The 16,901-nt window shown below is 41.3% G+C and carries 10 protein-coding genes; 3 read left to right on the top strand and 7 right to left on the bottom strand.

The genetic code is table 11. From position 1 onward, the window contains the following. Nucleotides 1–6 precede the first annotated feature (6 nt). From R2S10_RS01615 to R2S10_RS01600, 4 genes are all read right to left on the bottom strand, one after another. Nucleotides 7–1,812: a RagB/SusD family nutrient uptake outer membrane protein gene (locus R2S10_RS01615; protein ID WP_316838686.1), complete on the bottom strand. Its 1,806-nt coding sequence runs from the start codon at nt 1,810–1,812 to the stop codon at nt 7–9. 20 nt (nt 1,813–1,832) lie between these two features. Further along, nucleotides 1,833–5,156, bottom strand: coding sequence for a TonB-dependent receptor (locus R2S10_RS01610; RefSeq protein WP_316838684.1), 3,324 nt, complete (start codon nt 5,154–5,156; stop codon nt 1,833–1,835). 440 nt (nt 5,157–5,596) lie between these two features. Continuing rightward, on the bottom strand, nt 5,597–6,841 hold the full coding sequence (locus R2S10_RS01605; protein ID WP_316838683.1) for a FecR family protein: 1,245 nt from the start codon (nt 6,839–6,841) through the stop codon (nt 5,597–5,599). A gap of 54 nt (nt 6,842–6,895) precedes the next feature. Next, entirely contained in the window at nt 6,896–7,474 is a 579-nt protein-coding gene (locus R2S10_RS01600; protein ID WP_316838682.1) for an RNA polymerase sigma-70 factor, read from the bottom strand. A 226-nt stretch (nt 7,475–7,700) separates the two neighbouring features. Here R2S10_RS01600 and R2S10_RS01595 point away from each other — a divergent pair, with 226 nt between their 5' ends. Further along, complete coding sequence (locus R2S10_RS01595) at nt 7,701–8,684, top strand: aldo/keto reductase (RefSeq protein WP_316838681.1); 984 nt, start codon at nt 7,701–7,703, stop codon at nt 8,682–8,684. A 61-nt stretch (nt 8,685–8,745) separates the two neighbouring features. Here R2S10_RS01595 and R2S10_RS01590 read toward each other — a convergent pair whose 3' ends face one another. Both R2S10_RS01590 and R2S10_RS01585 read right to left on the bottom strand, forming a co-directional pair. Next, nucleotides 8,746–9,786, bottom strand: coding sequence for a GNAT family N-acetyltransferase (locus tag R2S10_RS01590; RefSeq protein ID WP_316838680.1), 1,041 nt, complete (start codon nt 9,784–9,786; stop codon nt 8,746–8,748). 1 nt (nt 9,787) lies between these two features. Further along, complete coding sequence (locus R2S10_RS01585) at nt 9,788–10,393, bottom strand: FMN-binding negative transcriptional regulator (protein WP_316838679.1); 606 nt, start codon at nt 10,391–10,393, stop codon at nt 9,788–9,790. An 84-nt stretch (nt 10,394–10,477) separates the two neighbouring features. Here R2S10_RS01585 and R2S10_RS01580 point away from each other — a divergent pair, with 84 nt between their 5' ends. Then, nucleotides 10,478–11,953: a PLP-dependent aminotransferase family protein gene (locus tag R2S10_RS01580; protein ID WP_316838678.1), complete on the top strand. Its 1,476-nt coding sequence runs from the start codon at nt 10,478–10,480 to the stop codon at nt 11,951–11,953. A gap of 58 nt (nt 11,954–12,011) precedes the next feature. Here the strand turns inward: R2S10_RS01580 and ccsA are convergent, their stop codons facing one another. Continuing rightward, nucleotides 12,012–15,455: a cytochrome c biogenesis protein gene (gene ccsA / locus R2S10_RS01575; RefSeq protein ID WP_316838677.1), complete on the bottom strand. Its 3,444-nt coding sequence runs from the start codon at nt 15,453–15,455 to the stop codon at nt 12,012–12,014. Between the two features lie 415 nt (nt 15,456–15,870). On the opposite strand from ccsA, the gene R2S10_RS01570 reads away from it, so the two are divergent. Continuing rightward, nucleotides 15,871–16,896: a glycoside hydrolase family 43 protein gene (locus tag R2S10_RS01570; protein ID WP_316838676.1), complete on the top strand. Its 1,026-nt coding sequence runs from the start codon at nt 15,871–15,873 to the stop codon at nt 16,894–16,896. The last annotated feature ends 5 nt before the right edge of the window (nt 16,897–16,901 follow it).

The raw sequence follows: 16,901 nt of genomic DNA, 5'->3' as shown, positions 1-16,901 counted from the left end.
ATAATACTACCATCCTGGGTTTTGGATCAATTCCTTATCTACATTCACATCGTTTGCAGGAATAGGCCACAAATAATGTTTCTTAGTAAATACTCTGGTTTCAAAAGGCACTACATTTAAGAATGCAGGAAGATCTGAGGTGATGTTCAAACCATAGATTGGCCCATTATCCGTTTGTTCAGCAATTTTCCAGCGTCTGGTATCGAAGTACCTTACGTTTTCAAAAGCCAGCTCCACGCGACGTTCTTTCCTGATGGCTTCACGCATCTCTGCCTGACCTGCAGGAAAGTCAAGGCTTCCTGTACCATATTGTGGGATACCAGCACGTTCTCTGATCAGATTGAGGTACTTCAGTACATCTCCATTGCCTGGTTCAGCTTCATTTAAAGCTTCAGCATAGTCTAAATAGACATTCCCTAATCGGTATAAAATGTTGGTACGATTGTCTACCCCCCATTTACCAAGGCCCATTGCTTTACGTACTATATAACCAGTTGTGGAATAATCGCCACCACCCGTTGCTTTTCCAGAATTTCCGGTATTGTAAAGTTCAGTAATGATCTCTCCATTGGCGGTATTCAACCAGGTACTTCCATTGAAAGTAATGTTCACATAGAAGCGTGGCTCCCTGTTTACCCAAGGATTATAAATCCCTGCTTTGGTATATTTTGTAGCAGTACTGGCGAAACCTGAATTCACATAACCTGACTGTGCATCATTGATGCTTCTGCCATTGGCAGTAAAGAACGCATCTACCTGATTTTGGGTCGCAGCTAAACCACCTGAACCCTTAGAATCCGAGTTCTTACCATTGTGATACGGTGTTAATTCGTATTGTCTGGACCTGATAGAAGTCTGGACACGGGCAAAAATCACTTCCGAATTCCAATCGTTCAAGAACAGATCGCGACAAGATAAATAGGGGTCATAATTCCCTGCAGCATCATTCTTTTTGAATAAGCTATAAGTTCCAGGTGCAAACTGATTGATGAAAGCCTTATAGGTATCTGCTGCTTTTTTCCATTTATTAAGGTCTACCGACTGACTAACGAGTTGTTTTCCATCCTTATTTTTCAAGTTTGCCAGGTCTGTATTTCCATTGTATAAAGGGCTTGCGGCCAGCAATTGAGTTTGCGCTTTAAAAGCAAGGGCAACACCTTTTGTAATCCGACCATAGTTATCGTCGTTTACAGGAAGTACAGGCAGGTCTAAAGCTGCTTTATCCAATTCGCTAGTCACATAATCCACACATTCATCAAATGAGTTTCTTGGCAACTGGATTTGATCTGCTGGTGCATCTGGCGGAGTCACTGTTTCGCCAAGCAGAATTACCGGCCCATACAGGCGCATAATGTAAAAGTAAAACATGGCTCTCAATGCTCTTGCTTCCGCTTTATATTGCACTTTCAACTCCGGACTCATGTCGTTAGACACCTTATCTACATTGGCCATAAAGAAACTTGCAGAACGGATTCCGCGGTAATAATTCTTCCAGAAATCACCTACAAAACCGGTATTGGCATCCCAGCTTCCAATGTTCATGGCATTGCTTTGCACAAAGCCCCATACAAAATCGGCTTCATCTGAACCACCTGTCCAAAGTCCTGCATTTTTGCTGCCACCAGGATTTCTTTGTCCAAATTCATCTGGTACATTGTTGTAAACGTTGGCCAGGAATTTCTCTGCGGTAGCCCTATTGGTAAAGGTCTCTTCCAAGGTTAACCTGTCGTTAGGCACCTGGTCGAGGAATTTTTTACATGAAGACGATACCGTCAAACATGCTATTAATGAGATATAGATAAACTTTTTCATATTTCTATTGATCAGACGAGTTAAAACTTAACATTTAATCCAAGGGATACATTTGCGGTCATCGGGTACCTTGTCCCATTTGCCCTGCCTCTATTTGTATTGGTATTCAGTTCAGGATCCCATAATTTAAACTTGCTAAATGTCAACAGGTTGGTACCGATTGCATATACTGCTACATTGCCCAGTTTTAATTTCGAGCTGAAGCTTTTAGGAAGGTTATAGCTGATCTGAGCGCTTTTTAAACGAAGGAAATTGACCTCTTTTACCCACCATGAACTTTCTAATGAGTTGTTGATGTTCTGCGCTTCGCCGTAAGCTAATCTAGGATAGAACACCTCTTGTGAAGGATTTTCAGGAGTCCATCTGTCGCTGATGTTACTAAACACATTGCTATCTCCTCCGTTAAAAGGAATGATACCATTACCGCCCAGCATCACATCCGCATTTCCTAATGCCTGGAATAGCGTACTGATTGCAAAACCTTTGTAGGAAACATTGAAACCAAAACCATAAATCAGGTTGGGTACATCGCCTCTTCCGATTCTGGTTTTATCGTAATCATTGATCACGCCATCTCCATTTAAATCGCTGTATTTGATATCTCCCGGAAGAATACTTGCTTTCGATCCCGGAACTGCACTTGCATCAATCTCTGCCTGGTTATCAAACAACTTTTCTGCGACATAACCATAGCGGGATAGCACATTATCACCAATACGGTTCATCCATGGATAAGGTTGTACGGGACGATCATCTCTCATTAGTTTATCCTGGTTATAAGTAATGGTACCTCTTAAGCCCAGATCCACCTGACCTAAATTAATATTGTATTCTACAGTGGCATCGATCCCTTTATTGTCAACTATTCCAAGATTTCCCCATGGAGAGTTGGTTAAGCCAATAAATCCTGGAATAGATCCACGTTGCAGGAAGATTCCGGTGCGGTGTTCTTTGAAAATATCTACGATGATGTGTAGGTTATCATTTAGGGTACGGATTTCCATTCCCAGATCTTGTTTTCTTGATTCTGCCCAGGTGATGTCTACGCCATAATCGGTTACATTGATTCCTCTATAACCGGTAAAGTTCTTTCCGAACTGATAACCATCATCATTTTCCGAAACGAGTGTTAAGTAAGCAAATCTTCTTCCGTTGATTTCACCGATACCGGTAACCCCATCAGAGTATCTGAATTTCAGGAAGGAGATGGTATTTTTAATCGGCTCCCAGAACTTCTCATTTGATGGAATCCAGCCGATTCCGAAAGCAGGAAAGGCGCCATAACGTTTTTGAGGGGCAAAAAGCTCCGAACCATTGTACCCAAAATTGAATTCCGCAAAGTAACGGTCGTCATAGGAATAGGTGGCACGGGCAGCTAATCCCAGCATACGTTTAGGAATAGAAGAGGTAAAATCACCTGCAAAAGGCTCCGTTCCATCACTGGCATATCCCAATAGCAGGGCACCGACCCTGTGTTTACCATAGGCACGGTCGTAGTTTAAAGCTGCTTCCGTATAGGTTTTTCTATTTCCATTGCGATCTGGGTTAAAGCTTAAATAGTTACCACCGCTGGCGAAGGTTTCTTTTAGATTTAAGGTCCCATCTGGACGATATGGAGAGTTCGTTCCTGGCAGGTTTTCCGGAAAATAAGTGCTTTCTCTTTTTGATCTTTTGATAAAGTTCTCATTATAGGAGTCAAAAGAAAACATACCGGTTGCGGTTAAGCCGGGCGTGATCATTCCTAAATCCTGGGTTAACCGCAGGTTGCTATACAACTGATTTTTGAACTCCGTGCGATACCCTCTTCTGGTTAAATCCGCGTATGGATTTCTTTGTCCGCCGTTAGAGGCTTTTCCTGGGATGAAATTACCAGGATACATGACCGGATAGATGACCGGAGAAACGTCCATCGCTGTACCGAAGATGTCTTGTGTGCTTTCCCCAGGATAATTTCCTGTAGAAGCATAGCCCTGCAATCCAAGGTCTAACTTGGTGGTCTTAGTCAGTTTCAGGTTTAAGTTACTCGTAAAGTTATACCTGTTATAATCCAATGAGGAATTGTACTGTTTCAGGTCGTTGGTTTTTAGGAAACCACTTTCATTGAAATAAGCTAAAGACACATAATATTGTGCTTTGTCTACCCCACCACTTGCATTCAGGTTGGCACGTCTGTTATTGCTGTATTTGTTCAGGATTTCGTCCATCCAGTTGACATTTGGGTAAAGTAATGGATCAACCTTCGAAGCCGTTTTGCTGATATAGTCCGGCGTATACTGTACAATCCCCCCTCTACCTACACTGGCTTCATTGGCCATATTCATATAGGTGATTCCTTCTGCCATTTCCGGTCTTTTCGTAAAAGTGCTGACCCCTTCATTGTAATCGAACAGGATCGTGTTTTTCCCTACTTTACCTGTCTTTGTTTGCACTAAAACCACCCCGTTGGCACCTCTAACCCCATATACTGCGGTACCTGAGGCATCTTTCAGTACGGTAAAAGATTCGATATCTTCCGGATCGATGTTGTCAATAGAGCGTTCCACTCCATCTACCAGGATTAAAGGATTGCTTTTGTTTCCTCCAAAAGTAGAAATCCCTCTGATCCAGATATCGGCGGTACTTCTACCGGGTTCACCGCTTCTTTGTACGCCAACTACACCGGCAATACGTCCGGCCAGGGATTGCGTTACACTCGCCACGGGTTGCTTCAGTTCTTTAGAGCTGATCGTCGATTGCGCACCAATCAGGGAAACCTTTCTTTGCGTTCCAAAACCGACTACTGCAACTTCCTCCAATGCTTTTTCGCTGGGTTTAAGTGTGATGCTTAAGTTTTTATCGGAAGTAATAGGCACTTCCTGTGTTTCATATCCGATATAGGTGATCAGCAATATGGACCCTGTTCCAGGAACAGTAATGCTAAAGCCACCATTCACATCTGTGGAGGTAGAGACCATACTGCCTTTTACTTTTACACCAACACCGGGGATACTTTGTCCTTTCTCATCCAGCACAATTCCTCTCAAAACAATCTCTTTCTTTTGATCAAAGGAATCAGTCTTTCTGGTCAAGAAAATCGTTTTATCAACCAGGACATAATTAATAGACAGGCCTTTAAAACAAGCTTCCAAGGCATCATCTAATGAAGCGTTTGTTACTTTTACGGACAGGTTTTCTTTGGCCGGATCAAAGTCGCTGCTAAAGAATACATATCCTGTTTGTCTCTTTATTTCTTTTAGTACCGTTGAAAGTGGTTTATTATTTTCTTTCAGCGTAACGCGCTGTGCGGTGACAGTGGCGCTTGCCTGTACCAGGGCTATCATGAGGATGAAAGTGGTCAATTTCATTATCAATAGCAGTTTAGGGACTCTCCGAAAAATGGACAGACCGGGATTAAAAGCAATTATTTTCATTTAGCTTAAGTTGCCCAAATGAGAAGATAGCAGAGAATTTTGGTCACAGTGCTGCGATGTAATCTCAATACCGTTTCTTACATTTGGTTGGTTTGGGTTAATACGGAAATTATTCAGTTTTTTTTTCCGATGTAATCATCGGATGGGTTAACTCAAATCTATCGCCAGGCAATGGCTCGAATCATTGTCTGGTTTTTTCTTTTGAGACCCTATAGCTTCGCTCAGCTATCCCACAATGTCTGTCTTTTCATGTTCATTTAAGTTTATTTGGTTAAAAATTATTTGCTCGGTTAATGCTTTGCCTAAATGGCTATTTGTGGAATCGTTGTGGTTCGTTTTATTGCTTTGCTTCGTTTTATTGTTATCCTTATTTACTAGTTGCTAGTGATGACAATCCTCTTTCTTTCCGGTTCATTCTTATCAACTTCTACACGGAATTTGATCTTTGCATAGCTCAATATTTTCAATGCTTTTGAAGCGTTGAGGTTTCTATATATTTCTCCATTAAATCTGTTGACAGGCACTTTTCCTTCATAGGCGACTTCGAAATTATACCACCTGGAAAACTGATTCATCACGGTATAGATGTTGGCATTTTCAAATTTGAACAGCCCGTTTTTCCAGGCAATAACCGTGGTGGTATCTACACTGTGGACTTCAATCCCCTTGCCAACCAGACTCTGTTCTCCCGGGGCAATGACTTTTTCGAAAACACCGGGGCGGTTTACTTTGACTTTACCTTCTAATAAGGTGGTTGCAGTCTGGTTCGGCTCGTAGCTATTGATGTTAAAATGCGTTCCCAATACTTCCACTTCCTGATTTCCTGATGCTACAATAAATGGCTTTTTCTGTTTTCCATTTTCAGTTTTGGAGACTTCAAAATAAGCTTCACCGGTAAGCTCTACCCTTCTTTCCTTGAGCTGCTTTGCCATTGAGGTAGCATACTTTAATGAAGATGCAGCATTTAGCCATACCCGGCTACCATCTGGCAGGATGACCTGATATTGTCCACCAGCAGGTGTCGAAATGGTATTGTATAAGATTTCTCCATTATTCTTCTGGCTGTCTTCTTCACTTTCTTTCAGCTCGTACAAGAGTTTCCCATCCGCCATTTTGGTAATGCTCATTCCTGACTGTTCTGCTACCTTTCCGTTTTCAAGATCTGTTAATACAATCTTTTTTCCATTAGACAGGGTGAGGTATGCTTTATTGCCACCCGCTTTAATGTCCTCTTTTGCCAGGTCATGAATGCTCAATTCAGGTTGATCATTAAACTTGCTATAGAAATAAAAACCTGTTGACATCAGGATCAGAAACACCGCGGCAACAGCAAGCATTCGTTTCCATAAGTGGAAAACCTTGGACAGCGATTTTTCCTGCTGTGGTATACCCAGTTGCGCTTGTAATGCTGTCCAGGCTTGCTCCTGATCCGTCGTACTCATAAACTGCAATTCTGCTTCCATTCCTTGCTCCCTCGACAAACGCGCTACAAACTGTTGCTGTTCTGGATTAGCTTTCAACCATAACCTAAACTCCTCCTCTTCCTCTGTTCTGAGTTCATCAGAGAGGTAGCGAAGCATTTGTTCAGCACGGTTTAATAAAGGGGAATTGTCCTGCATATCTATAATGATCCCTTGAAATGATTTCCGGGTGAAAGCATCTGTTGTTTTATTTTAATTATTTTTAAAGTGCTGAAAAAGGAAGGTCAGTGCCAGGAAAGATTCCGGACTTAATTTCAGCCTCAATAACTGTAGGGCACGTTTTTTCTGAGTTTTAACGGTATTGATGGAAATGCCCAGCTCATCTGCGATCTCCTGATTTTTCAGTCCTTCGAGGTAGCCCATTTTAGAAATCCGCCTGCATCCTTCAGGAAGCGTAGCAATGGCCGCATAGATCTCGCCGATGGTTTCTGCCTGAATCATTTTATTCAATGCGGAAGCTTCTTCTACAGGATCAGGATCTTGCAATCCCATATATTTACCGACCACTTTATCATGTCTTAAATGTTTCAAACAGGCGTTCTTCACATTCACATAAAGAAAGTTTCGGATCTGAGTTAAATGCGGGGATACCTGTTCTTTTTGATTCCAATAACATATAAAAGCTTCCTGAACTAGATCTCTGGAAGTTTCCTTATCATGAATGATGGTCCATGCATAATAGAGTAAACGGTCATAATAGGATTCATGAAGGAGCTGTAACAATAGCTCCGGAGCATTTCCTGGTTCATTCTCCGTTGAATCTGACTTCATTTCACCTATAATCATGGTCGATTGGTATTCCTTTATAGCGGCTAATATAAAGCTATGTACTGAACCTGCAAATATAATTTGTATTTAATCTGAGCCCTTTTAGGACTACACATTGTCTGAAATTACTCCTTTTACTATCATTTAAATGATACAAGACTAGAAGTTATGTTATTTTGAGGATAGTTCAATTTTGAGGATTTTTGTGCTTTCAATAATTAACAACAAAATGGAATATAGAAAATTAGGAAATACAGCGTTAGAATTATCGACGATTACATATGGTGCATTTGCAATTGGTGGTACGATGTGGGGTGGAAATGAGCAAAAAGATTCTATTGAAGCGATCCATGCTTCTTTAGATCATGGCGTAACCACCTTAGATACTGCTCCTTTTTACGGTTTCGGTTTAAGTGAAGAATTGATCGGACAAGCCTTGAAAGGAAAAGACAGAACGAAAGTTCAGATCCTGACCAAATTCGGTCTAGTTTGGGATGGCAGCAATCAAGGTAAAGGAGAACATTTCTTCGATATCCCTGTAGATGGAAAGAATGTTCCAATCTATAAATTATCCTCAAAAGCGAACATTATCAAGGAAGTTGAAGAAAGTCTGAAACGTCTGGATACAGATTACATCGATTTAATCCAGCAACACTGGCCAGATGCGACTACCCCTATTGATGAAACCATGGAAGCAATGGAAAGCTTAATTCAGCAGGGAAAAGTTCGTGCTGCAGCAGTTTCGAATTATAGCTTAGATCAATTGAAAGAAGCAGGAAACACCTTTGTTCCGGCTGCAAATCAAGTGGCTTATAGCATGCTGAACCGCGGCATTGAAAAGGACCTTGTTCCTTATACTTTGGAAAACAATATTGGGATCATTGTGTACAGTCCGATGGAAAGAGGCTTACTTTCCGGTAAATATTTCCAGGAGGAAAAGCTGAAAAGTGATGACCATAGAAACGGTTATTTCGGTCAGTTTGACCTGGAAAAAGTAAAAGTATTCCTGGAAAGCATCTCTCCAATTGCAGCAGAGAAAAACGCGAGTCTGGCACAATTGGCTTTACGTTGGACAACCTTACAAAAAGGGATTACCATTGTATTGGCTGGTGCTAGAAATGCAGAACAGGCAATTGCCAATGCAAAAGCGATGAGCTTCGATTTAACTGCAGAAGAATTGAGCTTCATCAACAATGAGTTGAATAAAATCTAAGACAGCTTAACATCCTGTTTAAAATAAAAGGCATGGCGCGGATTTGCCATGCCTTTTTATCTTACTGACTGATCTCATAGACAAAGTTAAACTTTGGCGTTTCGCCAAAATAAGTCACCTCTTCTTCCGCGATTTTTACTGCCCCAATACGTCCGATAGCGATCTGAGAACGGGTATTTGTTGCTCCGATATGGAACTGGACTTTTGACACAAACTGAAAGGCATAATCCAGCATCATTTTCTTAACTGCAGGATTGATTCCGGTCCCCCAATAAGTCCTTCCATAGAAAGTATAGCCGATAAAGATCTTACTTTCTACTCCGTCATAATCATAAAACCGGGTACTTCCCATCACTTCATTGCTGGTTTTGTCGACAATTTTAAAGGCACCTCCACTCTGCATTGCACCCTCAAAAAAATTCTGGAAAACTTCCTTCTTCCAACGATCCTTGTTGGGATGCTGTTCCCATACTTTAGGATCTGAGGCCAGGACATATAGGCTTTCAAAATCCTCTTCTTTTAAAGGAAGGAGTATGATTTTTTCATTTTCCAATACTGGTTGGAGATTAAAGTTCTCCTGAGGTGTCAATTCCTTTTTCATCATGATGTCTGTTTGCTCGTCATTCCCCATCATAAAAATGTGTTGATCAAAAGCGACAAATCCATTCTTTTCATAAAAGCGTATGGCACGTGGATTTCCTTCCCATACGCCCAGCCATAGGTAGCATTTGCCATGAAGTTGTGCCATTTCCAGTGCCTTGTTATAAAGCAATTGGCCAACCATTTTACCATGGTGACTACTTTTCACATAAATACGCTCAATCTCAAGAGCAGTATCATCTTGCAGTTCAGTTTGTGCTTTCCCCGTGTTTACTTTTAAATAACCTAGAGAATTTTGATTTTCCCAGGCTATAAAGAACATGGAATTTGGATCAGCAAGTTCCGTTTTCATCTTTTGTTCACTGAAGTTTTCTTCCAGGTACTTCCTCATATCTTCTTCGGTATTACTACCTGCAAAAGTTTCGGAAAAAGTTTCACGCCCGACTGCCTGTAGGATTTTAAGATCCTCAATGGACGCTTTAATAATTTTGATTTGCTCCATATTATATTTCTCTGATATAGTCTGCTATTGCCTTTTCTGAACTGACCTCGCTTTGCGATAAATAATCCGCTATTCTTTTTCGCTCAGTTTCATTTTTATTCTGACTCACTTTCTTCTGTGCCTGTAAATCGGTTACTTCCAGGTCAAATACCACAATTCCTTTGACCATTCCTTTTTTATATTTCTCCGACAGCTTGCTCCATTGATCCAGATAAGCGGGTTCATAAAACAGGATCATATGTTCCAAAGCTTTCATTTTCGCATCTTCTTCATGAACGATTTTTCCTTTTCCATAAGCATGTACTGCTACATAATCCCAGGTGGGTACACTTTCCAACTTATCATAATGAACAGGAGAAATATAGGCATGAGGCGTAGAGAAAATGACCAGATTAGTATTTTCTTCAAGGTAACGATTCTGCTCGTTAGCCAAGGCAAAATGTGCTGTCAAGATCAGCTTACCATCATTTTCCGAGATTATAAAAGGAAGTTGAGTAGCGATGGGCAGGCCCGCTTTAGTGGTCACTATCGTAGCGAAACTGTATTGCTTCATGAAGGCTATCTTTTCCGCTTCATGCTCAAACTCGAATTGCTTAGGTGTATACATTGCGTTTATCTATTAAAAATGAATTATTAGGTAAAACAAAAATAGCAGACAATTGGATTATCTTTGTAGTCCAATTACAAGATAATGAGTAGTCCAATTGTCAATCCATTATTTGCCAACTTATCATTTGATCGTTCTGCTGAACGGGCTGTATACCTCCAATTGGCAGATGCTTTATTGTTGATGATCAGGACGGGAAAACTACGTTCAGGTCAGAAGTTACCCGGCAGTCGCGATCTGGCCAATCTGTTAAAAATCAACAGGATTACAGCTTCTAAAGCTTACGAAGAATTGCATATGCAGGGTTGGCTTGAAACTGCGGTAGGTCGTGGCACTTTCATTTCCAGTCATGTGGCAGAACACCAGGCAGAGAGATTAAAGGAAATGACCCCCAGCTCTTCGAAACTTGCAGGTTTCCTCGTCCCTTCCAGCGATTACCCAACCGGTACTTTAGAAATACCAGCAGCCGAATTACATTTAGACGATGGCTATCCTGACCCCAGACTTGCGCCATTAAAAGAGTTTTACCGGGCCTATCGGAACCAGCTCAGCAGAAGTGGATTGTACCCCAAATTTGGCAGTTACGGGAATCCTGCTGGCCCATATGCTTACCGACAAGCCTTATCGGAATACCTCAATACTACAAGGGGACTAAAAACAACTGCGGAGAACATCCTTTCCGTAAGAGGCACGCTAATGGGCATTAATCTCGTTTGCAATGCCTTGATTAGCCCTGGAGATGTGGTGGCTGCTGAAGTTCCCGGATGGAGAAGGGCTGAACATAACTTCCTGCATGCAGGGGCTAAACTGATTGGAATTCCTATTGATGAACATGGGATGATAGTGGATGAACTTCGCAAAATCTGTAAGCAGCAAAAAGTGAGAATGGTTTATGTGACGCCACACCATCAATACCCCACCACCGTCGCTTTAAGAATAGACCGGCGATTGGAATTGCTCAGGTTGGCAAATGAGTATGGCTTTATCATTTTCGAAGACGACTATGATTTTGATTTCCATTTCAAGCACCGTCCGCTTTTGCCCCTGGCCAGTGCGGATGAAAATGGGATGGTCATTTATTGTGGTTCTTTCAGCAAAAGCTTTTCCCCGGCCTTTCGTATGGGCTATTTGGTAGCTGCTGAAAACGTGATCCAACACCTCGCTAAAGTCCGCCTCTTACTGGACAGGCAGGGCGATCATGTGCTGGATAATGCAATGGCTGATTTGTTGAATGATGGCACCATAGCCCGTTACCTGCGAAAAACACTTTCGGTATATGAAGAAAGGCGCGACTATTTTTGCAGCTTATTACAAACAGAATTAAAGCATGCTTTGAAATTTAGGATGCCCGAAGGCGGCATGTCGGTATGGACGGAATTTGATCCTTCCATAAATCTGGTCGTATTGGCAAAAAAAGCTTTAAAACATGGTTTATACCTACCTGACGGCAAAGGGCACCAGTACCCTGAATACCATACCAATGGAATTCGCTTAGGCTTTGCCTCTTCCTCCCCTGCAGATTTAGCAAAGAGCGTGGAAATTATAAAAAGACTAATCTAAAACAAAAAAGGCTAACCGGATTACGGTTAGCCTAAAATATGAATTGTTCAATGCGGAATTATTTATTGCGCATTTTAAATCTTCTGTAAGAGATAAAGGCCAATACAAAAATCACCCCTACTGTTACATATACCCATGAAGGAATCGGAACAGGATCACCCTGTGCATAAGAATGCAGTCCGGTTAAGTAGTAATTTACGCCAAAATACGTCATGATAATCGTTGAGAAACTCAACAGCGACAATAAATTGAATAAGTATTTGGTTCTTAAACCTGGGATCAAACGCACGTGTAATACGAAAGCGTAAATGATCACGGAGATAAATGCCCAAGTTTCTTTAGGGTCCCAGCTCCAGTAACGGCCCCAGCTTTCATTAGCCCAGATACCGCCTAAGAAGGTACCTACAGTAAGTAAAAACAGACCAACTGTTAAGGACATCTCGTTCACAATCGTTAATTCTGTGATCGAAGATTTCACTTTCGCTGAGATCTTATTGTTGTCAATGATGTATAAAATTAAGACCACTGTTCCCATCAGTGCACTAAGTCCGAAGAAACCATAACTTGAGGTAATGATGGCTACGTGAATCATCAACCAGTAAGATTTAAGTACTGGAACCAGTGGTGTAATCTGTGGATTCATTTGTGATCCACCGTGTGCAAATCCCATTAAAATCACAGCAATTAAACAGCCTGCTGCAGGGATAAATGCGTTACTATTTCTATACATCCCCAAGCCGGAAAGGACACCAATCCAACTGATAAATAATACGGCTTCATAACCATTACTCCATGGCTCGTGACCGGATATATACCATCTTGTAGCTAATCCAAATCCTTGTAGGAATGCTGCGATGCTGATTAAAATCAAGACGAAAGTCACGAGTTTATCCAACATTTTGGAGTTCTTAAACAATTTAAAGAAAGCCAAACCAAGAATTACCGCGCCTAACATGGCATAAGTAATCATCAGGTTCAGGAAGATATTCCATGAATTATAGCTCACTTCCCAGAACACTTTCGTGTCTGAAGGCATCACCTCTTTACCGAATTTCAATTGAATATCTCTGATCTTATCCAATGCCGAATTTGCTGCTGTCCAGTCACCAGTTTGCTGACCGTCTTTGATGCTTTTCGCATAGCGATCAATTGGGTTTAATTCCCCAACCAATGCAGATCCTGGGACTGCAGAAGGCATTGCGATCCAGGTATTGTTCGCATCACCAGCGATAGGAAAGATGCGTAAATATTGTCCGTTGATTAAGGATTGCATCGCCTGTAATTTATCATTCAGGTCGATAATCTCTTTATCGTAGTTATTTTGCTCTGCTGGTTTCTTGGCAAAAGCTTTTGAATAATCGTCTTTTAGTATAAACTGAAGTGTTCCATCTTCACCTACTTTTAGCAGGTTGATCATGGAGGTATAACCATCTTCGTTTGCTTTAACTGCTTTTAACAAGCCTGGGCCACCTTTTGCACCGATTTTAATCAGGGGAACATTCACCCAAATGAAAGGTGTAGTAGAAACAGAGAGGAAAAACTGGTTGGCATTTAAGCTATGGAAACGGTCTTTACGGTGTAGTTTTCTCAGGATTTCCAGGGCCATGGTATTGATTGGCTCTACCCTTCCGTCGATATTTTGAACTGGCAAATGACCGAATTTATCGGCGTGTGCCAGGTCGATTTTTATACCTGCAGCAAACTGTACCGGATCAACAGATTTTGCAGAAAGCAACATTTGCATTTCGGCTTTAGTAGGTTGTGCATGGTTGTGTGCCTGAGCAGCAGTAGCGGTTGGATCTGCGGAATGGTCGTGTCCATCACCAGGTGCATGGTTGTGACCATCATCTGCCGAGTGATCATGTCCATCGCCAGGAGCATGGTTGTGTCCGTCATCTGCCGAGTGGTCGTGCCCATCGCCAGGCGCATGATTATGACCATCAGCTGCAGGCATTTGTGCCTGAGGTTTTACCAATCCAGGGATGGCTGTCGACCCGTTCTTGCCGTGCATATCGATCTTTTGACTAAACGCTGCCCCTAAAGGAAGGAATAAAAGCGCCAGTAAAAGAGACTTTGATTTTGCTGATTTAGAAATGGTTCTCAATTGTTCATTTAGTTTAGAGAAATGAGTTCCTTTCCAGAATAAAGTAACGAACATGCCCAGGAATAATAAGGTATAACCGATATAAGTAACATTAGTACCCAGTTCATCATGATTTACAGAAAGGACAGTTCCTTTTTCATCGTCATCAAAACTGGCCTGGAACAAGCGGTATCCAGCTTTATCCAATACGTGATTCATGTATATTTTGTAGGGGGTATCTTGTCCAGCGTCCTGAATTAACACATCAGAAGAGTAAGAAGCGGGGCTGTTACTTCCTGGATATTTCTCCATTTTAAAGTCTACCAATTTAATCGAAAACGGGGTTTTATAGATTTTAGAACCATAAGCCATTGAGATTCTTAGTCCGCCAATTTCACTTTGGTGTTGGAAATTGGTGATTCCTTTTCCACCGTAGAAGGAAACGGTATCTACAGAATTTGCGGTGGTTACTTCTACTTTAACCAGGTCCAGATCGTGTTCATTTTTAGTTTTATCACCTTCAAAATATATGATATGACCTGGAATTGGTGCTTCCGGAACAACGAATCCTAGTCTGCCGAAAGTGTACAAGCTTCTTAAATTGAAGGGTTGTGCAGGGCTTTCAGCAGGTATCGTGTTCTTTTGCTGAGTAGCCATGATCATATAATTACCTTCAAAAGGACTTGCAATTTGCAGGGCACCATTTGCATCAGAAATATTGATTGCGCCCGGTGTTTCTTTATTATAGCTCACCAACATATTTGCGATGAGTTGCACTGTTCCCGAAGGAATGTATTTATTTACTCTCTTTTCATTTTCAGAAACTACAAGATGTAAAGTAGGTTTTCCGGTAGCTGTGCGGACTAAAGAGTCTTGCGCTCTTGCATAAAAGTCGATCACTTTGACTTTAACACGTTGCCCCTGGTAGTCATATTCTCCTTTGAAGGTCTTTTTAAAAGGTTTCAAATAGCTTGGAATGCGGTTACCGATTAGGATTGCAGATTGATCATCATAGGCTAATGCCTGATCATCTTTTCCAATCTGCATTTTAAAGAAGGTCGCATCGGATATGATTTCGTCGGTAGATTCTCCTTCTCTGATGTGCATTGATCCTTCAAAACTCACATATCTGGTGATGTAACCTCCGATAAAGATGATCACAAATGCAAGGTGAAACACCAATAGTGGCCATTTTTTTCGTTGAGTCAATTGGTATCTGCCGATATTACCAATAAAGTTGAGTACTAAAATCACCATCACCAGTTCAAACCACCAGCAATTGTAAATTAATGCTTTGGCGACTGCCGTCCCATAATCATTTTCAACAAAGGTGGCCATGGCCATGGAGAAAGCGTACAACAATAACATCGCACCCATCGTTCGGGTGGAAAAGAGAATTTTGCCTAACCTTGTAATCATTCGTGTGTTTTTCTTTTTCTTTTGCACCGGCTTGTCCACCGGCATAAGGAGCTGTTCCTTATCAATTCCGACAAAGATGACCCGAGAGTTTTAGAAAAATGAGGGTTAATTATTTTATGGCAAAAAAAAGACGAAACTCAATAGGATTTTCTGTTAAATGGGTTTTATTTCATGGGTTTTGTTACATATAAAAGAAATTCAGCAGGCGGTTGCGACTTTGATTTGTTGATTAGTGCTTTCTCCTCAACAGAAATTTATAAGTTTTACTTATTTAAGAAAATTGCTAAATTGTTTTTACACCCTATTTACGTCGATTTATTACGCTAAACTAGTCATCCTTTGAGAGGATAGATTGAAGTTGAGAAAGCTGATCGAATTATTGGGGGCCAAAAACCAAATCTAACCTTAACCAAAAATGAAGAAATTACTTCTAGCAGTATTGTTACTCTCCATAGTAAATGACGTAACTGCACAAACAAAAAAACTACCTGCACAAACAAAAAAGCTAGCTGCTCAGGCAAAAAAATCGACCAGGCTTTCCGGGAATCCAATTTTCAAAGGCTGGTATGCTGATCCGGAAGGCGTCATATTTGACAACAAGTATTGGGTGTACCCTACTTTTTCCGCGCCTTATGAAAAGCAGGTGTTTTTTGATGCCTTCTCCTCCCCTGATTTGGTAAACTGGACAAAGCACCCGAGCATAATGGATACTGCAGGTGTCAAATGGGCAAAGAAAGCGATCTGGGCACCCTCTATCGTTAAGAAAAAAGACCAATACTTCTTGTTTTTCGGAGCGAATGATATCCAAAGTGATCAGGAGTTTGGTGGAATCGGTGTAGCGGTTGCTAAATCTCCAGCTGGACCTTTTAAAGACCATATCGGTAAACCTTTGGTAGACAAATTCCACAATGGAGCGCAACCGATAGATCAATTTGTTTTCAAAGATAAAGATGGCAAATATTACCTGATTTATGGGGGTTGGAAACATTGCAATATTGCCAGGTTAAATGATGATTTTACTGGTTTTTTACCTTTGGCAGATGGCAGCACTTTTAAAGAAATCACGCCTGATAAATATGTTGAAGGTCCTTTTATGTTCATGAAAAACAACAAGTACTACTTCATGTGGTCGGAAGGCGGATGGACAGGCCCGGATTATAGGGTAGCTTATGCGATTGCAGATTCTCCAATGGGGCCATTCAAAAGAGTGGGTACCATTCTGCAGCAGGATGCAACCATCGCTAATGGAGCTGGACATCATTCTGTGATCGGAAATGAAAAAACCAATGACTGGTATATCGTTTACCACAGGAGACCTTTAGACCAGACTAATGGAAATGCGAGAGAAACCTGTATTGACAAGATGTATTTTGATAAAGATGGCTTTATTAAACCTGTTGTGATGACTAAGGAAGGGGTTTCTCCTAAATCCTTGCGTTAATTCAA

This window comes from Pedobacter gandavensis, assembly GCF_032678745.1.
GTDB lineage: Bacteria > Bacteroidota > Bacteroidia > Sphingobacteriales > Sphingobacteriaceae > Pedobacter > Pedobacter gandavensis_C.
This window is presented reverse-complemented; position numbering and strand designations above follow the sequence as displayed.